The organism is Marinobacterium sp. MBR-111 (assembly GCF_040547585.1).
GTDB lineage: Bacteria > Pseudomonadota > Gammaproteobacteria > Pseudomonadales > Balneatricaceae > Marinobacterium > Marinobacterium iners.
On sequence record NZ_JBEPQA010000024.1, the window covers coordinates 38757 to 57356 of the forward strand.

Here is an 18600-nt window from a genome sequence, read left to right on the forward strand (position 1 = left end):
AACCATGCTTTTGTTGCTCGCTGAATACCTGTCACAGTTTTATACCGGCTTCGGGGTGTTCCGCTACATCACCCTGCGCGGCATCATGGGAATCCTGACCGCTCTGGGCCTGTCGCTCTTTCTGGGTCCCTGGTTGATTACGCGCCTTAAGGAAAAACAGATCGGTCAGGCGATCCGTTCTGACGGCCCCCAATCACATCTGAGCAAAGCGGGAACGCCTACCATGGGGGGGGCTCTGATTCTGCTCTCCATCGCCATCAGTACGTTGCTGTGGAGCGATCTGACCAGCCGCTATGTCTGGGTGACGTTGATTGTAACGCTGATCTTCGGTGCCGTCGGCTGGGTGGATGACTGGCGCAAGGTGATCGAGAAGAACCCTCGCGGTTTGCCTGCACGCTGGAAGTATTTTTGGCAGTCGATTGGCGGGCTGGGTGCCGCCGTAGTGCTGTACATGACGGCGCAGTCACCAGTGGAAACTCAGCTGATTTTGCCGTTTTTCAAGGATATCGCCATCGATATGGGGATTTTCTTCATTGTCTTCACCTACTTCGTCATTGTGGGCAGCTCCAATGCGGTCAACCTGACCGATGGCCTTGATGGCCTGGCGATCATGCCGACGGTGATGGTGGCGGCGGCGCTGGCCGTATTTGCCTATCTGAGTGGTCACGTTCAGTTTGCCAACTATCTGCACATTCCATACGTGGCTGGCTCCGGTGAGTTGATCATCTTTTGTGGTGCCATTGTTGGGGCCGGTCTGGGATTTCTTTGGTTCAACACCTACCCGGCTCAGGTGTTCATGGGTGACGTAGGTGCCCTGTCACTGGGTGCAGCTCTGGGAGTGATTGCCGTCATCGTGCGGCAGGAGCTGGTACTGGTGATCATGGGCGGGGTGTTCGTGATGGAAACCATCTCCGTGATCCTGCAGGTGGCCTCATTCAAGCTAACAGGGCGGCGTATTTTTCGCATGGCGCCGATCCATCACCATTTTGAATTAAAGGGCTGGCCGGAACCGCGGGTCATCGTGCGTTTCTGGATCATCACTGTGGTGCTGGTGTTGATTGGTCTGGCGACATTGAAGATTCGTTAACGATAGTTTCGAGCAGGAGAGCAGGGTGAGTCTGATTACGACTGACAAGCAGCGCATCATCATCGGTCTGGGCCAGACCGGGTTGTCCTGTGCGCGCTACCTGCATCGGCGAGGGCTGCATTTTGCGGTCTGCGACACACGCGAGGCTCCGGCCGGGGCTGATGCCTTTCGCGCTGAATTTCCATCTGTAGAGCTTCGATTGGGTGAGCTTGATGCCGACTGGCTTGGTCGTGCCGGTGAGCTGATCATCAGCCCGGGAGTGGACAAAAGGCATCCGGTTATCGCTTCTGTCGTGGCGGCAGGTGTGCCGTTGTTGGGTGATATCGACCTGTTCTGCCGTGAAGCCAAGGCTCCCATCGTGGCCATTACCGGCTCCAATGCCAAAAGTACCGTGACCACACTGGTAGGTGAGATGGCTGCAGCAGCCGGTATCAAGGTGGGTGTGGGGGGGAATATCGGTACTCCGGCACTGGATTTGCTGCAGGACCCCGCTGAGCTGTTTGTGCTTGAGCTGTCCAGTTTTCAGCTGGAAACCACGCATGAACTGCGCGCAGCCGCAGCGACCGTTCTGAATGTCAGCCCTGATCATCTCGATCGTTACAACGGCATGCAAGACTATACCCTGACCAAGCAGCGCATTTACCGTGGCGCTGCTGTCGTGGTTGCCAATCGTGAGGACCCACTGACTCAGCCCCTGCTGGCTCAGGGGGTGCAGTTGCGCAGCTTTGGTCTTAATCGACCGGATCTCAAGGATTATGGCTTGCTGGATCATGAGGGTGAAGCCTGGCTCGCCTGTGGGCTTGAACCACTGTTGCCGGCTTCGGCATTGAAAATTCGCGGCAGCCACAATCTGGCCAATGGTCTGGCGGCGTTGGCCTTGGCGGATGCGGTTGATATTCCACGTGACGCGTCCCTCAGAGCGCTGCAGAAGTTTGCGGGCCTGGCGCATCGCTGCCAGTGGGTCGCGGACGTTGCGGGTGTGAGCTATTACAACGACTCCAAGGGCACGAATGTCGGCGCTACGCTGGCGGCACTGGAGGGGTTGGGGGCTACGCTGGAAGGTGATGCTCGTCTGATTCTGATTGCAGGTGGTGTTGGCAAGGACCAGTCTTTTGTGTCACTGGCCGCACCGCTGCGTTGCTACAGTCGTGATCTGGTACTGATCGGTCGCGATGCCAATCTGATCGCGGCAGAGGTTGCAGGGCCTCGGCATCATTTTGCTGGCAGCATGGCGGAAGCGGTGCAGTGTGCAGCGGAGCTTGCCCGTCCGGGTGATGTAGTACTGCTGTCGCCAGCCTGTGCCAGCTTCGACATGTTTTCGGGTTACAGCGAGCGTGGGCAGATGTTCATTCAGGCGGTGGAGGGGCTGTCATGAGACTGGCGCTGCCATCCATTCAGATCCCCGCCAGGCTGCAAGTGCCAGCAGGAGTGGCGCCGTTGGACCCCTTGCTGTTGGTAAGCACACTTGCCTTGATGCTGACCGGGCTGGTGATGATTACGTCCGCGTCCATGGATGTGGCGGCGCGCGATTTTGGTTCACCGGGTCATTTCATCCTGCGCCATGGCGGGTTTCTGCTGGTTGCATTGGTGAGTGGCACCCTGGCGCTGATGGTGCCGGTCAGAGCCTGGGAAAAATACAGTGGTGTGCTGCTGCTGATCGGTCTCGCGTTTCTAATACTGGTGTTGATTCCCGGTATTGGTCGTGAAGTGAATGGTTCGCGGCGCTGGATCGGCGTGGGGCCTATCAATATTCAGGCCTCCGAAATCGCCAAGGCGTGCATGGTGATTTTCATCAGCGGTTACCTTGTCAGGCGTTTGGCGGAAGTCCGCAGCGGCTGGTGGGGCGTGGTCAAGCCGGCCATTCCGATGGGTTTTTACGGTGTGGCCCTGCTTATGGAGCCAGACTACGGTGCACTGGTTGTACTCGTCGGCACCGTAGCCGGCATGGTGTTTCTGGGCGGCATGCGGTTCATGCAGCTGCTGGTGGTTGTAGTGTCAGCCGGCCTGCTGGTTGGATTGCTGGCCTTTGCTCAGCCCTACCGGCTTGAGCGCCTGAAAAGTTTTACCGACCCCTGGGCTGACCCTTATGGCAGCGGCTATCAGCTGTCGCAGGCGCAGATCGCCTTTGGACGGGGCGACTGGTTTGGTACCGGGTTGGGCAACAGTGTGCAGAAGCTGTTTTACCTGCCCGAGGCGCATACTGACTTTGTCTACTCGGTACTGGCGGAAGAGTTGGGGTTGCTGGGGGCACTGATAGTAGTGGCGCTTTATGTGTTGCTGGTGGCCAGGATTTTTATCATTGGTCGTCGTGCTGAAAAAATGCAGCAGTTCTTCAGGGCTTATATGGTGTATGGCTTCGGTTTCATCATTGCCGGTCAGGCGCTGATCAATATCGGCGTTAACGTGGGAGCCCTGCCCACCAAGGGGCTGACGCTTCCATTGCTCAGTTACGGTGGGTCCAGTTTGCTGGTTTGTGCCGGGATGATCGCGATCGTGCTGCGCGTTGATTACGAACTCAAGTGTCAGCAGCTGAAGCAGGTACCACGCGAATTGCCACTGGTACGGCGAATACTGAAACTGGAGGAGCGACCAGCATGAGTGACACCTCACGCAAGGTATTGATCATGGCAGGTGGTACCGGAGGTCACGTATTTCCGGCGCTGGCAACGGCCGATATTCTGCGTCAGCGAGGTGTTGTGGTCGAATGGCTGGGCAGTCAGGTTGGTATCGAGAACGAAATTGTGCCCAAATCCGGCATCCCGCTGTACAGAATTTCAGTAACGGGGCTGCGTGGCAAGGGGCGGTTAAGCCTGCTTCTGGCACCCTTCCGTCTTGCTCGTGCGCTTGGGCAGGCGCTGGGCGTGTTACACCGCGCCAAGCCGGATGTCGTGCTGGGTATGGGCGGTTTTGCTTCAGGCCCGGGTGGTCTGGCGGCATGGCTGTTACGCGTTCCGGTTGTGGTGCATGAGCAGAATGCGATTCCGGGCATGACCAACCGCACACTGGCACGTTTGGCGAGCAAAGTATTGCAGGCCTTTCCGCAGGCTTTTGCCGGGCGCGGGGATGTTATCACCACCGGCAATCCGGTACGCGGACCAATTCTTGAGCTGGCGCCGCCGGTCGAACGCTTTGCCGGCCGTGAAGGTCCGTTGCGTCTGCTGGTAGTGGGAGGCAGTCTGGGCGCGCTGGCGATCAATGAGATGTTGCCCAGGGCATTGGCGCTGCTGCCACAGGAACAGCGCCCGGAAGTCTGGCATCAAACCGGCAAGCGTCACCTGGACTCAACCACGGCGGCTTATGCCGAAGCGGGCGTCACGGCCAGTGTGGTGCCGTTTATCGATCGGATGGACAAAGCCTATGGCTGGGCCGATCTGGTGCTGTGTCGCTCAGGCGCCCTGACCGTGAGCGAAATCGAGATTGCAGGGCTGGGTGCCATTTTTGTGCCCTTCCCCCATGCAGTGGATGACCACCAGACCGCTAATGCGCGGCATCTGGAACAGACCGGTGCTGCGCGAGTGGTGCAGCAGTCTGAGTTGAACCCGGAGCGGTTGGCCGCTCTGCTGAGCGAACTTGGCAGTCGAGAACAATTATTGCAGATGGCCGAGCGGGCGCGTGAGCAGGCCCGTCCCGAGGCAAGCACGACAGTGGCAGAAATCTGTCTGGAGGTTATGAAGTGACAGCGGTGAACCGCAGCGTAAAAGTCTACGAGGTGCCCGAGATGCGCCGTATTCGCCGCATCCATTTTGTCGGTATCGGTGGCGTTGGCATGTGTGGCATCGCCGAAGTCCTGCTGAACCAGGGTTACGAGATATCCGGCTCTGATATCCGCCCGTCCGCCACCACGGATCGGCTGAAATCGCTCGGTGCTCAGGTCTTTATCGGTCACGCCGAAGGTAATGTAGTCGGATCTCATGTCATCGTGACCTCAACTGCGGTGAACGAAACCAACCCGGAAGTGGCCGCTGCGCGCGAGCTGCGCATTCCGGTGGTGCGTCGAGCCGAAATGCTGGCCGAGCTGATGCGCTACCGCCACGGCATTGCGGTGGCAGGCACTCACGGCAAAACCACCACCACCAGCCTGATGGCATCCATCATGGCGGAAGGTGGGCTCGATCCCACTTTTGTGATTGGTGGTCGACTCACCAGTGCCGGTACCAATGCGCAGCTTGGCGGCAGCCGATATCTGGTCGCCGAAGCGGATGAAAGTGATGCTTCCTTTCTTCACCTGCAGCCAATGGTCGCCATCGTAACCAACATTGATGCTGACCATATGGACACCTATGGCGGCGACTTCGGCAAGCTGAAGCAGACCTTTGTCAGCTTTTTGCACAACCTGCCGTTCTACGGTCTGGCCGTACTCTGTACCGACGATCCAGTGGTGCGTGAGATTCTGCCCGAGGTCAGCCGACCAACCCTGACCTATGGCTTCCATGAAGGCGCTGACTACCGTGCGCTGAATCTGCGACAGAACGGCATGCAAACCCGTTTCAGGGTTGAGCGTCCGGCGGGACAGAAGCCCCTTGAGGTGTGCCTGAACATGCCTGGGCGGCACAACGTACTGAATGCGCTGGCGTGCATTGCAGTTGCTTCTGACGAGCAGATCGATGATGCCGCCATCGTGCGGGCACTGGAAAAATTCGAAGGTGTTGGGCGCCGCTTTCAGGTATTGGGCGAGCTGCCACTGGCTAACGGCAGTGCCACGCTGGTGGACGACTATGGTCATCACCCACGTGAAGTGCAGGCGGTTATTCGTGCGGTACGCGAAGGCTGGCCCGATCGGCGTCTGGTAATGATCTATCAGCCACACCGCTTTACCCGTACACGAGATCTGTACGAAGACTTTGTACAGGTGCTGTCGGAAGTGGACCTGCTGTTGCTGATGGAGGTCTACCCGGCCGGTGAAGAACCGATACCCGGTGCGGACTCGCGTAGTCTGTGCCGCAGTATTCGCCAGCGGGGCGTTGAACCGGTGTTTGTTGAGGGGCCCGATGATGTGGCAGAAGTGTTGCGCAATGTGCTGCAGCCCGGTGATCTGGTGTTGACGCAGGGGGCCGGTAACATCGCCAGTCTGGCGCATCAGTTGAAACAGGAAAGTCTTACAGCGGTCGATGCGGAGAATAAAGCATGAATGAGTGGCGACTGGATGCATCGGAAGCGGCTGCCTTTGGCCGTGTGGCCGTCATCATGGGAGGGCGCTCCGCTGAGCGTGAAATCTCGCTGCGCAGCGGTGCCGAAGTACTGCGCGGGTTGCAGGCTGCAGGTGTGGATGCCTTTGCTGTCGACCTTGCGGCAGATGGGCGTGACCCCGTTGCACAGCTGCTGCAGGCCGATTTTGACCGTGCCTTCCTGATTCTGCATGGCCGTGGTGGCGAGGACGGCACCATTCAGGGACTGCTGGAAATGATGCACAAGCCCTACACCGGCAGCGGTGTCTGCGCATCGGCGTTGGGTATGGACAAATTGCGCTGCAAGCTGCTGTGGCAGGGCGCAGGGTTGCCGACACCGGCATTTGCCGTGCTGGACGAAGGTGCCGACCTTGGGGCTGTTGAAGCCCGTCTGGGGTATCCGATCATGGTCAAGCCTGCACATGAAGGCTCCAGTATCGGCATGAGCAAGGTGCGCACCCGTGCCGAACTGGAGGCCGCCTTTGCTCAGGCAACCGCCTATGACAGCAGTGTGATTGCCGAGCAGTGGGTGGATGGGCCGGAATTTACAGTGGCGGTGCTGGGGCATGAAACCTTGCCGGTGATTCGGCTGGAAACACCGCATGATTTCTATGACTTCACGGCCAAGTATGAAGCGGCAGATACCGCTTACCACTTCAGAACCGCACTTTCGCCGGAGCAGACCGAGTCTTTGCAGCAGTTGGTGCAGCAGGCATTCAAGATTGCCGGTTGCCATGGTTGGGGCCGTGTGGATGTGATGATGGATGCCAATGGGCAGTTCCAGTTGCTGGAGGTGAATACAGCGCCTGGCATGACAGACCACAGTCTGGTGCCCATGGCCGCCCGTGAGGCGGGTATCAGCTTCAGTCAGCTGGTGGTTGAAATCCTGCGTACGGCAGGGGAGCGGGAGTAAGCTCATGAGCAGGAGCAGTGTCGAACAACACACACAACAGGGGCTGGATCGCTACTGGCGCAGTGTTGTGTTGCTGACGCTGCTGGTGGTGTTTGTCGGCATTGGCAGCTCGGCGCTGCGTGAGCTCTGGGGCTGGCTGAATCAGCCGGTGGCTGAGATCCGTATGGCGGGGGCGACACGCCATCTGGACAAAACCGCGCTTGCACAGACACTGGCCGGAGGCCTCACCAGTCCGCTGCTGCAGCTGGATCTGAAGCAGATTCAGGAGCAGTTGGTCGGTGATCCCTGGGTGCACAGCGCCAGTGTCAGACGGCAGTGGCCGCCTTCGCTGGAGGTACAACTGGAAGAGGAGGTGCCGGTTGCCCGCTGGGGTGACAAGGGGCTTCTGAACCACCAGGGCGATATTTTCTGGCCCGAGCTGAAACCGGAATACCGTGCGCTGCCACGTTTGAGTGGGCCAGCCCATGAAACGGTCAGGATCATGCAGCAATTTCATGACCTGAACCGGATGTTTTCCAGTGAAGGGCTGCGACTTACGGGCCTGACACTGGAAACGCGTGGTGCCTGGACACTGGAGCTGGATAACGGTATTCGCGTTATTGCCGGCCGTGAGCAACTGGTACCGCGGCTGAAACGTTTTTTAAGCATCTATCGCCAGAATCTGGCCGAAAAGGCGGGGCAGATAGAGCAGATCGATATTCGATATACCAATGGCGTGGCCGTTAGCTGGCGCGCAGGAGCAGGACAGGATAATGCAGGTTAAGGGCGATATGGCAGGTAACATGATCGTCGCACTCGATATCGGCACCTCGAAGGTGGTGTGTCTGGTGGGCGAAATGACCCCACAGGGCACAATCGAGATCGTTGGCGTCGGTTCCCAGCCTTCACGCGGGTTGAAGCGTGGTGTGGTGGTCAATATTGAATCAACTGTCAGCTCGATCCAGCGTGCCGTGGAAGAGGCTGAACTGATGGCCGGCTGCAAGGTCCACGGGGTCACGGTGGGAATCGCCGGAAGCCACATCAGCAGCCTGAACTCCCATGGCATCGTGGCCGTGCGTGATCGCGAAGTGTCAGACTATGATCTTGAACGCGTGATTGATGCAGCGCGTGCCGTGGCCATCCCAGCGGATCAGAAAATCATCCATATCCTGCCGCAGGAGTATCTGATCGATAATCAGGAAGGGATCAAAGAGCCACTGGGAATGTCGGGCGTGCGGCTGGAGGCCAAGGTGCACCTCGTTACGGGGGCGATCAACGCGATTCAGAATATTGAAAAATGCATCCGCCGTTGCGGCCTTGAGGTGGATGCCGTAGTGCTGGAGCAGCTGGCGTCCAGCTATGCGGTCTTGACCGATGACGAGAAGGACCTGGGCGTTTGTATCGTCGATATCGGCGGTGGCACTACCGACATTGCTGTCTTTACTGGCGGCTCGATTCGCCATACGGCGGTTATTCCGATTGCCGGTGATCAGGTAACCAACGATATCGCCATGGCGCTGCGCACGCCGACGCAGCATGCGGAACAGATCAAGATCAAATACGCCTGTGCACTGGCTCAGCTCGCCCATGCGGACGAAATGATCAAGGTGCCAAGTGTGGGTGACCGCCCCGCACGGGATCTGTCCCGCCAGGCGCTGGCTGAAGTGGTTGAGCCGCGGTACGAAGAGTTGTTCACATTGATTCAGGCCGAACTGCGTCGCAGTGGCTTTGAGGATCTGGTAGCAGCCGGCATCGTGCTGACCGGTGGCACCGCCAAGATGGAAGGTGCCGTGGAGCTGGCGGAAGAAATTTTCCACATGCCGGTACGGTTGGCCAGACCGCAGGGCATTCGGGGGCTGGAGGCTCAGCTTAGCAACCCGATCTATGCCACCAGCATTGGCTTGCTGCACTATGCCAAACAGGATCATGAGGTGCCGATGGCACCCATCGCCGCAGAGACTGGCACTGAGCTGGTTGCGGTACCGCAGGAACGTCCGCGCATGCCCAGACCTAATCCGGGTGTGTATCTGAAACGGTTCAAGGAATGGTTGCAGGGCAACTTCTAAGAGCGAAATTCATTAATGCAGTTGCCGGTAGTGCCGGAAGGTAGTGGCAGGCGCCCGGTAAGGAGGAAAACATGTTTGAACTGGTTGAAAGTGTTACGCAGAGTGCGCTGATTAAGGTTATCGGTGTCGGTGGCGGTGGTGGCAACGCCGTACAGTATATGGTCAACAAAGAGGTTGAAGGTGTCGAATTCATCTGTGCCAATACCGATGCTCAGGCACTGAGCCGTAATGCTGCCCGTACGGCGCTGCATATCGGCGGTGAGCTGACCAAAGGGCTGGGTGCAGGTGCCAACCCGGATATTGGTCGCCAGGCGGCGATCGAGGATCGCGAGAGGATCGCTGAAACACTGGCCGGGGCTGATATGGTATTCATTACTGCCGGCATGGGCGGTGGGACCGGAACCGGTGCCGCACCCATTGTGGCCGAGGTCGCCCGCGAACTGGGTATTCTGACCGTGGCAGTGGTCACCCGTCCGTTCCCGTTCGAGGGCCGCAAGCGGATGAAAATTGCGGAAGAGGGCATCAGTGAGCTGCGTGATGCGGTCGACTCCCTGATTATTATTCCGAATGAGAAACTGATGCAGGTGCTGGGTAAAAACTGCAGTCTGGTCAATGCGTTCAGTGCAGCCAACGATGTGCTTAAGGGCGCCGTACAGGGGATTGCCGACCTGATTACCCGTCCGGGCATGATTAACGTCGACTTTGCCGACGTGCGAACCGTTATGTCTGAAATGGGCATGGCGATGATGGGCAGTGCGGTTGCGCGTGGTGACAATCGTGCCGAAGAGGCAGCCGAAGCCGCCATTCGCAGCCCGCTGCTGGAAGATATCGACCTGCGTGGTGCCAGTGGTATTCTGGTCAACATCGCGGCAGGTGAAGATCTGAGTCTGGGTGAATTTACCGAGGTGGGTAACATCGTCGAGCAGTACGCCGATGAAGATGCCACCATTGTGGTCGGTACCGTTATTGATCCGTCTCTGGGTGATGAAATCAAGGTAACTGTCGTTGCCACAGGACTTGATCGTGCGCGCAATCAGTCGATGAAAGTGGTTCAGGGCAATGCGCCGACCAGTCGCAAACAGGATGGATCGCTCAACCTGGATGAAATCGAGCTGCCGACCATTCTGCGTCGTCAGCGTGAGGAAGCGCTGCTGGACAAGCCTCAGCAGGATTCAGGCGTTGACCAGAACGGGCGTCGGGATGACTACGGAAGTCTGGATATCCCGACATTTCTGCGGCGTCAGGCTGACTAGAAAACAGGCAGATGAGAACCTTTAGATTGATGAAGGTGTCACTTGTTTGTTAGAATTTCCTGATATTTTTGTAACATTTTAGGTTGGCGAAGCGGATGATCAAACAGCGCACTCTCAAGAACAGCATCAAGGCCACCGGCATCGGTCTGCATACCGGCCAGAAGGTGTACCTGACGCTGAAGCCGGCGCCGGTCAATACTGGCATCGTGTTTCGACGAGTTGACCTGGATCCTGTTTTCGAGATCGAGGCTCGTGCTGATAACGTAGCCGATACGACGCTGTCGACCAACCTGGCGCGCGATGGCATCCGTGTTGCGACGGTCGAGCATCTGTTGTCGGCATTGGCAGGGCTGGGTATAGACAACGCGCTGGTGGAACTGAGTGCTGAAGAAGTTCCCATCATGGATGGCAGTGCTGCTCCCTTCGTATTCCTGGTTCAGTCTGCCGGCATCGAAGAGCAAAATGCCCCGAAGCAGTTCATTCGCATCAAGAAGGAAGTAACCGTCAGCAACGAAGGCAAAACCGCTACCTTCCGTCCTTTTGATGGTTTCAAAGTGGGTTTCTGTATCGAATTTGATCACCCGGCTTTTGCCAACCGGAACATGGAAGCAGTACTGGACTTCTCCAGCACCTCCTTCGTGAAGGAAGTCAGCCGGGCGCGCACCTTTGGCTTTATGCGCGATATCGAATACTTGCGCTCGCAGAACCTGGTACTCGGTGGCAGCTTCGAGAACGCCATCGTGGTTGATGACTTCAAGATCCTGAATGAAGACGGTCTGCGCTACGAAGACGAGTTCGTCAAACACAAGGTGCTGGATGCAATCGGTGATCTCTACCTGTTGGGCAAAAGCCTGATTGGCGAATTCTACGGGTACAAGTCCGGTCATTACCTGAACAACATGTTGCTGCGCGAACTGCTGGCAACCGAAGATGCCTGGGAGCTGGTTACTTTTGAAGGCCAGGAACAGGCTGCCCCTATTTCCTACCATCGTCCGGTTGCGGCGGGTTGATCACTCGCTACCGCTGACCAACAAAGCCGGCCCCGTGCCGGTTTTGTCGTTTTCAGGGCCGGTTTTTGCTGTTCCGGCACCAAGTCAAATTTGTATCGCATTGACATTCAACTATCTGCCCCAATACAGGTAGAATGTCGTATCCATTTTTTCAGGCAAAGGATCTCCGGGCTTACTCCCGCCTCTTTGCATTCAACCGGTTAAAAGTCGAATTATGCTGACCTCACTGTTCAAGAAGATTCTGGGAAGTAAAAACGAGCGCGAACTGAAGCGCCTTGGCAAGATCGTCAAGCAGATCAACACGCTGGAGGAGGCCTTTGAAGCGCTCTCCGATGACGAGTTGAAAGGCAAGACAGTTGAGTTCAGGAAGCGTCTGGAACAGGCGGAGCCGCTGGACAAGGTCCTGCCCGAAGCCTTTGCCGCTGTGCGGGAAGCCTCCAAGCGTGTGATGGGCATGCGGCACTTTGATGTCCAGCTGATCGGTGGTCTGGCACTGCATGAAGGCAAAGTGGCCGAGATGAAGACCGGTGAGGGCAAGACGCTGGTCGCCACCCTGGCCGTTTACCTTAACGCCTTGCCTCAGCGTGGCGTGCATGTTGTCACCGTGAACGACTACCTGGCCCAGCGTGATGCCGACTGGATGCGCCCGCTGTACGAATCCCTTGGTCTGAGCGTTGGTGTCGTGCGCTCCGGGCAGGACCCGGAATCCAAGCGTGCAGCCTATGCCTGTGACATCACTTACGGTACCAACAACGAATTCGGCTTTGACTACCTGCGCGACAATATGGCGTTCAGTCTTGCTGACAAGGTGCAGCGTGACTTCTGCTTCGCGGTTGTCGATGAAGTTGACTCCATCCTGATCGATGAGGCGCGTACCCCTCTGATCATTTCAGGGCCGGCGGAAGACAGCTCAGCCACCTATCAGAAGATCAATCAGCTGATCCCCAATCTGCAGCAGTTCCATGGTGAGCTGGATCCGAAAGATACTGAACAGGTTGTCGATGAGCATTTTGCGGTTGATGAGAAAAACCGCACGGTCGAGCTGACCGAAGCCGGCCATCAGCTGGTGGAAGATCTTCTGATCGAACACGGCATGCTTAACGAAGGTGAAAGCCTGTATGCGCCGCAAAACCTGAACCTGTTGCACCATGTGCTGGCCGCACTGCGAGCCCACTATCTGTTTCAGCGTGACAAAGACTACATTATTCAGAACGGCCAGATCGTCATCGTTGACGAGCATACCGGCCGTATCATGCCTGGGCGTCGCTGGTCTGAAGGGTTGCATCAGGCTGTTGAAGCGAAAGAAGGCGTTCAGATCCAGATGGAAAGCCAGACACTGGCTTCAACCACCTTCCAGAACTACTTCCGTCTGTATGAAAAGCTGTCTGGCATGACCGGTACGGCCGATACTGAAGCGTTCGAACTGCGTCAGATCTACGGCCTTGATGTGGTGGTTATTCCCACCAACCGTCCGGTGCAGCGTAAGGACTACAATGACATCGTGTTCCTCACCATCGAGGAAAAATATCAGGCGATCGTCAAGGAAATTCGCCATTGCCGTGAACATAACCGGCCTGTATTGGTGGGCACGGCTTCGGTTGAGTCATCGGAACTGCTGTCGGCACTGCTGAAGAAAGAAGACATTCCGCATAACGTTCTCAACGCCAAGAATCATGGGCGTGAGGCTGAAATCATTGCTGAAGCAGGCCGTCCTGGCGCAATTACCATCGCTACCAACATGGCGGGTCGTGGTACGGACATCAAGCTTGGCGGCAAGCTGGAAGCTGAGCTGGAAGCAATGTCGGCTGACAGTAGTCAGGCTGAAGTTGATGAAGCCATGCGCGAATGGCGTGAACGCCACGATATTGTGATCGAAGCGGGGGGGTTGCACATTATCGGTACCGAACGCCATGAATCCCGTCGTATCGACAACCAGTTGCGCGGTCGTGCCGGCCGTCAGGGCGACCCTGGGTCATCCCGCTTCTTCCTGTCGATGGAAGATGACCTGATGCGTATCTTCGCCTCCGAGCGTGTGCGCCAGTTCATGCAGGCACTGGGCATGGAAAAGGGTGAAGCGATTGAGCACAAGATGGTGACCAACGCCATCGAAAAGGCACAGCGCAAGGTAGAAGGTCGCAACTTTGATATCCGCAAGTCGCTGCTTGAATATGACGATGTCGCCAACGATCAGCGCAGCGTGATTTATGACCAGCGTAACGAAGTGATGGCATCGGATGATATTTCCGAAACCATCGCCTCAGTGCGTGATGAAGTGATTGAAAACACCATCAGCGAACATGTCCCGCCGCAGAGTCTTGAAGAGATGTGGGATGTACCGGCGCTGGAAAAAGCGCTGGAAACTGAATTTGCTCTTCAGATGCCGATACAGCAGTGGCTGGATGAAGATGATTCGCTGCATGAGGAAACCCTGCGCGAGAAAATCAATCACGAAATCGTATCGGCCTATAAGGCGAAGGAAGAGGTTGTTGGCGCCCCAACACTGCGCATGTTCGAGAAACAGGTGATGCTGCAGGTCCTCGACACGCTTTGGAAAGAGCATTTGCAGACTATGGACCTGTTGCGTCAGGGTATCCATCTGCGTGGTTATGCGCAGAAAAACCCCAAGCAGGAATACAAGCGCGAAGCCTTTGCTCTGTTCCAGGACCTGCTTGATAACATCAAACGCGATGTGATCCGCATTCTGAGTCATGTGAAGGTGCGTGAGCAGGAAGAAGTGGAACGTATGGAAGCCGAGCGCCGCGCCCAGGCCGAACGTCAGCAGATGAACTTTGAACACGCTCAGGGCAGTGCCATGGCCGGCTCTGAAGCCGAGCAGGCTCAGGCGGCGAGTGACGAATCTGCCGAGAATGCCGAGCCTTATGTGCGTAACGCCCCGAAAGTTGGTCGCAATGACCCCTGTCCCTGTGGGTCAGGCAAAAAATATAAACAGTGTCACGGTAAAATCAGTTAATTACTAAGGAAAACAGCATCATGGCAGTTGGTCCGGCTACTTTGCCACCGTTACATCCGGTTAAGGGATTTCGTCTGGGTATCGCATCCGCAGGGATCAAGAAACCGGGCCGACGCGATATTGTGCTGATGGAGCTGGCCGAAGGCAGCTCGCTGGCGGGTGTGTTTACACTGAATGCCTTTTGCGCTGCGCCGGTGCGCATCTGCAAGCAGCACCTGGGCCAGGCCGGTTCACGCTATATGCTGATTAATACCGGTAACGCTAACGCGGGCACTGGGGAGCAGGGCATGCGTGATGCGATGAGCTGTTGTGAAGCCGTTGCAGACTTGTGTGATGTGCCGGTAGGAGCAGTGCTGCCGTTTTCCACCGGTGTGATCGGTGAACCACTGCCGGTAGCGAAGATTCTGTCGGCACTGGACGCGGCCAAAGCCGATCTGTCGGAAAACAACTGGGAGCAGGCTGCTTCGGGCATTATGACCACCGATACCCGCCCCAAGGCGGCCAGCGAACAGTTTGAATACAAGGGCAAGACGGTAACCCTGACTGGCATCTCCAAAGGCGCCGGCATGATCATGCCCAATATGGCCACAATGCTGGGTTATGTCGCTACCGATGCCGAGGTTCCGCAGCCGCTGCTGCAGCAGTGGTTGAGCAGTGTGGCGGACCGCTCTTTCAACCGCATCACTATTGATGGTGACACTTCAACCAATGACTCTTGCATGCTGGCGGCTACAGGTGCCAGCGGCGTGCTGATTGACGGCTCGGACTACGAGCTGGCCAGTCTGTTTACCGAAGCACTCGAGCGCGTCATGTTGTCACTGTCACACGCCATTGTGCGAGATGGTGAGGGTGCGACCAAGTTTGTTGAGGTACGTGTTGAGTCAGCGGGTACCAGCAAGGAAGCGCTGGATGTTGCCTATACCATTGCTCACTCACCTTTGGTCAAGACGGCGCTCTTTGCCAGTGACCCGAACTGGGGCCGTATTTTGGCCTGTGTGGGCCGTGCCGGGATCGACAATCTGGATCTGGACGCTTTGCAGATCTACCTCAACGATGTCTGCATTGTTGAGAAGGGCGGCCGTGCGGCCAGCTACACCGAAGAAGCCGGTCAGGCGGTCATGAACGGAGAAGAAATTTTGATCCATGTGGTCCTCAACCGCGGCCAGGTCACCGAACGGGTCTGGACCACAGACCTGTCCCATGACTACGTCAGCATCAACGCGGATTACCGCAGTTGATCTGTATCCGATATGCCTAAACTGATCCACGTTGCTGCGGCGGTCATTCGTGACCGCCGCGGTCACATCCTCATCGCCCGTCGACCCGATGACAAGCATCAGGGCGGTCTGTGGGAGTTTCCCGGTGGCAAGGTAGAGCCTGGCGAACCCGTTGCTCAGGCGCTCTCTCGTGAGCTGCTTGAAGAGTTGGGGATTCAGGTTTTACAGGCACACCCTCTGATTCGTATTCCGCATCATTATCCTGACAAGTCGGTGCTGCTGGATGTATGGGAGGTGACTGTGTTTGAGGGTGAAGCGCATGGGGCCGAAGGTCAGCCGGTTTGTTGGGTTGCGCCCGAAGCACTGGATGACTATGCCTTTCCCGCGGCCAACACGCCCATCATTACAGCCGCACGTCTGTCGCCACGGCTGCTGATCACCGGTGACGTTGATGACATCGATGCCTGTACAGGAAAACTGCAACAGGCGCTGGAGCAGGGCATTACTCAGGTCATGCTGCGTACCAAGTCGCTCAGCGAAACCGCTTTTGCTGACCGGTATCAACAGCTTCAACCGTTGTGTGCCGAATTCAATGCTCTGATGGGGGTGAATACCTCCGTTGAGCAGGCCAATGCATTGTGTGCTGAGCACCTGCATCTGACGTCGGCGCGTTTGCAGGCGCTGGACAGCCGGGCTCAGTTCAAGGGGCGCTGGCTCAGTGCCTCCTGCCACAACGTGGAGCAGATCTGCATGGCACAAGAGAAGGGCGTCGACTTCATCACCCTGTCACCGGTCAAACCCACCCGCTCACACCCGGGTTCACCGGTGTTGGGTTGGGAAGGTTTTGCCGAACTGGTCGCCGAATGCAGGCTGCCGGTCTATGCGCTGGGCGGGCTTGGTGAAGATGACTTGGCTCAGGCTCGAGAGCAGGGGGCTCAGGGTATCGCGGCGATCTCGGCCTGGTGGTGAAGCCGAATCGTTTAATGTGTTACTGAGCGTTCTTGAGACGAATCCAGATCAATAAAATGCTTAATTTCCACTGCGGTGTGCGGATGTTTGCTGTGCACAATCGCGGCTTGGTAGCCCTCCAGTTCAAACTCAGACAGCTGCCATTCCAACTGTCCGCTTTTTAATTGTAAATACGAAAGCTTTTTTAAGATTGCTTCTGATTGCTCAAATTTCGGCAGGGCCTTGTATAAAGCTTCTTTGGCACACCAAACGCGATAGAAATATAACTGTCGTTGGTGCTCAGAGTTGGGCAATCGCTTTAGTTCACTGCTGTTCATGAACATATCTGCCATCGCTTGCAAGTTTTGCCTTGGTTGTACTTTTTCTATATCAACCCCAACTTTAAGTGGGCTTAGAGTAAAACAAACCAGGTCATGGCTGTGGCTCAGGCTAATATGAGCAGGGGATGGCAAGTTGTGAATAATGGGAGCGGCGTTGGTAGCTTCTTCAATTATCCAGCTCTTGGCTGGACGTTGGTAATGTCGAGATAAAGCAAGGCATATCAAGAGCCTGCTGTGGAGGTATTCCCGCTGTCGTTTATTCGAGCTAATGCGCAGGTAATGCTGTTGTTGCATCGGCGGGAGTAGATGTAACATCTCTTCAGATGTCAGTCGAGAGTGCATCCGGACTTTGGTGTACCAAAGCCGGATGCATGGGGATGGCTGCTCAGCGGGCAAGCTTGACCACTTCGCCGGTCAGTGCAACACCGGCCATGATCGCCCCTGCATGACACTCGTACTCTTTATTACTGCTGACCTTGTTTTTCTTGTAGTAGCTGGCAATGTTTATGACAGCATTACCGCCTTCTTTTATTGCGCGTTCCTGCAGGGTAAGGAGAGCAGACAGCATTACCCAGCGACAGGCTTCTTCATCGCTTTTGTTGAAAGCGTTGGTTTTTTTGTTGGTCGAGAAATTCCCAAAAGATTGTGATACTTTAGGGTGACTCTGGTTACCAAAATAGAAACGGATGTTCGGATCCAGCTTCTCTTTGAAATCCGGTGACTGAAATGCTTCCTCAATGGACAGCATATGCTTGGTGTCACGACTAAAGGCTTGAGGTGATGCCAGAATAAGAAAGACCGAGAGGCACGCAGCAATTTTTTTCACGCTTAACTCCTTGTGTTATCAGAATCCCGAATGCCGCGGATTATAGGCATAGTAACCTCATTGTTCAAACGACTTGCTCTTTGCATCGACCTGTAGTGCAGGTAGAATCCGCTTGTCCCTCAACAGGGACAATGTTTCAAGACTGGGATGGCTGGCCTGCTTGGTTTTGAGTGTACTGCAGGCAGGAGTAAGGACATTGCTGAGTTTCAAGTTGCAAGCATGGAATGCATTGGCACCTGGACTGGAAGATTCCTCTGACTGGAGTCGCTGGCTGGAGCAGCCAGTTTCTCTCCCTGCCGAGCTGCATAAGGTAGCCCTGAAACAGATTCCTCCCATGTTGAGGAGACGCTTTACCGAGCTGGGTCGTTGTGCTGCTGGTGCGGCCTTGCCCCTGCTCGAAGATGTTGATGGTGTTCCTGGCGTCTTTGCATCAAGACATGGTGATACACCGCTGACTTTATCCCTGCTGGAAGGCATTGCTGGTGATGAACCAATGTCGCCAACAGGGTTTAGCTTGGCGGTTCACAATGCCGTGAGTGGGCTGCTCTCAATCGCCCGCAAGGACGTCAGTGAAGTGACGGCGATAGCATCGGTCGAAAATTTGATCCCTCATGCATTGTTGGAGGCTGTGACTCAGCTGCAGAATAGTGAGAGCGTACTGTGCCTCATTTATGATGTTCCCCCGGGAGTTCAGATAATAAGTGCGACACTCATGGTTGAACGGCGAGCGGTGGCCAACTGCTGATTAGTGGTACGCTTTCGCTCGCCAAAGTAAAAGATGTATCACCATGAGTTATCAGCAGTTGACCGAGGGGAAACGATAC

At 56.3% G+C, this 18600-nt stretch carries 16 protein-coding genes; 14 read left to right on the forward strand and 2 right to left on the reverse strand.

The window, feature by feature from the left end; all coding sequences use genetic code 11:
• The first annotated feature begins 4 nt into the window (after positions 1-4).
• From mraY to ABIE61_RS15020, 13 genes are all read left to right on the forward strand, one after another.
• Positions 5-1087 carry a phospho-N-acetylmuramoyl-pentapeptide-transferase gene (mraY, locus tag ABIE61_RS14960; RefSeq protein ID WP_354410911.1) on the forward strand — a complete coding sequence of 361 codons (1083 nt, stop codon included), beginning with the start codon at positions 5-7 and terminating at the stop codon, positions 1085-1087.
• A gap of 25 nt (positions 1088-1112) precedes the next feature.
• Entirely contained in the window at positions 1113-2462 is a 1350-nt protein-coding gene (gene murD / locus ABIE61_RS14965; protein WP_354410914.1) for a UDP-N-acetylmuramoyl-L-alanine--D-glutamate ligase, read from the forward strand.
• Positions 2459-3685 carry a putative lipid II flippase FtsW gene (ftsW, locus tag ABIE61_RS14970; RefSeq protein WP_354410917.1) on the forward strand — a complete coding sequence of 409 codons (1227 nt, stop codon included), beginning with the start codon at positions 2459-2461 and terminating at the stop codon, positions 3683-3685. The genes murD and ftsW overlap by 4 nt, the downstream gene beginning before the upstream one ends.
• Positions 3682-4764, forward strand: coding sequence for an undecaprenyldiphospho-muramoylpentapeptide beta-N-acetylglucosaminyltransferase (gene murG, locus ABIE61_RS14975; RefSeq protein WP_354410920.1), 1083 nt, complete (start codon positions 3682-3684; stop codon positions 4762-4764). The genes ftsW and murG overlap by 4 nt, the downstream gene beginning before the upstream one ends.
• Before the next feature lie 41 nt (positions 4765-4805).
• Positions 4806-6215 carry a UDP-N-acetylmuramate--L-alanine ligase gene (gene murC / locus ABIE61_RS14980; protein WP_354410942.1) on the forward strand — a complete coding sequence of 470 codons (1410 nt, stop codon included), beginning with the start codon at positions 4806-4808 and terminating at the stop codon, positions 6213-6215.
• Positions 6212-7165, forward strand: coding sequence for a D-alanine--D-alanine ligase (locus ABIE61_RS14985; RefSeq protein ID WP_354410923.1), 954 nt, complete (start codon positions 6212-6214; stop codon positions 7163-7165). Before murC ends, ABIE61_RS14985 begins: the two co-directional genes overlap by 4 nt.
• Positions 7166-7169: 4 nt before the next feature.
• The gene (locus tag ABIE61_RS14990) at positions 7170-7928 is read left to right on the forward strand and encodes a cell division protein FtsQ/DivIB (protein WP_354410926.1); all 759 of its coding nucleotides are present in this window, start codon (positions 7170-7172) and stop codon (positions 7926-7928) included.
• Positions 7918-9210, forward strand: a complete 1293-nt coding sequence (gene ftsA / locus ABIE61_RS14995) for a cell division protein FtsA (RefSeq protein WP_242530140.1) — start codon at positions 7918-7920, stop codon at positions 9208-9210. The genes ABIE61_RS14990 and ftsA overlap by 11 nt, the downstream gene beginning before the upstream one ends.
• A 71-nt stretch (positions 9211-9281) precedes the next feature.
• Positions 9282-10463 carry a cell division protein FtsZ gene (gene ftsZ / locus ABIE61_RS15000; protein ID WP_206840700.1) on the forward strand — a complete coding sequence of 394 codons (1182 nt, stop codon included), beginning with the start codon at positions 9282-9284 and terminating at the stop codon, positions 10461-10463.
• Positions 10464-10558: 95 nt separating this feature from the next.
• Positions 10559-11473: a UDP-3-O-acyl-N-acetylglucosamine deacetylase gene (gene lpxC, locus ABIE61_RS15005; protein WP_091827404.1), complete on the forward strand. Its 915-nt coding sequence runs from the start codon at positions 10559-10561 to the stop codon at positions 11471-11473.
• 214 nt (positions 11474-11687) lie between these two features.
• On the forward strand, positions 11688-14444 hold the full coding sequence (gene secA / locus ABIE61_RS15010; RefSeq protein ID WP_354410930.1) for a preprotein translocase subunit SecA: 2757 nt from the start codon (positions 11688-11690) through the stop codon (positions 14442-14444).
• A 20-nt stretch (positions 14445-14464) separates the two neighbouring features.
• Complete coding sequence (gene argJ / locus ABIE61_RS15015; RefSeq protein ID WP_354410932.1) at positions 14465-15682, forward strand: bifunctional glutamate N-acetyltransferase/amino-acid acetyltransferase ArgJ; 1218 nt, start codon at positions 14465-14467, stop codon at positions 15680-15682.
• A gap of 12 nt (positions 15683-15694) precedes the next feature.
• On the forward strand, positions 15695-16630 hold the full coding sequence (locus tag ABIE61_RS15020) for a Nudix family hydrolase (RefSeq protein ID WP_354410935.1): 936 nt from the start codon (positions 15695-15697) through the stop codon (positions 16628-16630).
• Positions 16631-16641: 11 nt separating this feature from the next.
• On the opposite strand, the gene ABIE61_RS15025 is transcribed toward ABIE61_RS15020, so the two are convergent.
• Positions 16642-17292 carry a 4'-phosphopantetheinyl transferase family protein gene (locus ABIE61_RS15025; RefSeq protein ID WP_354410937.1) on the reverse strand — a complete coding sequence of 217 codons (651 nt, stop codon included), beginning with the start codon at positions 17290-17292 and terminating at the stop codon, positions 16642-16644.
• Positions 17293-17335: 43 nt separating this feature from the next.
• Positions 17336-17776 (reverse strand): excinuclease ATPase subunit, encoded by a 441-nt coding sequence (locus ABIE61_RS15030; RefSeq protein ID WP_354410939.1) that lies wholly within the window; start codon positions 17774-17776, stop codon positions 17336-17338.
• Positions 17777-17972: 196 nt separating this feature from the next.
• Here ABIE61_RS15030 and ABIE61_RS15035 point away from each other — a divergent pair, with 196 nt between their 5' ends.
• The gene (locus tag ABIE61_RS15035; RefSeq protein ID WP_354410940.1) at positions 17973-18521 is read left to right on the forward strand and encodes a beta-ketoacyl synthase chain length factor; all 549 of its coding nucleotides are present in this window, start codon (positions 17973-17975) and stop codon (positions 18519-18521) included.
• The last annotated feature ends 79 nt before the right edge of the window (positions 18522-18600 follow it).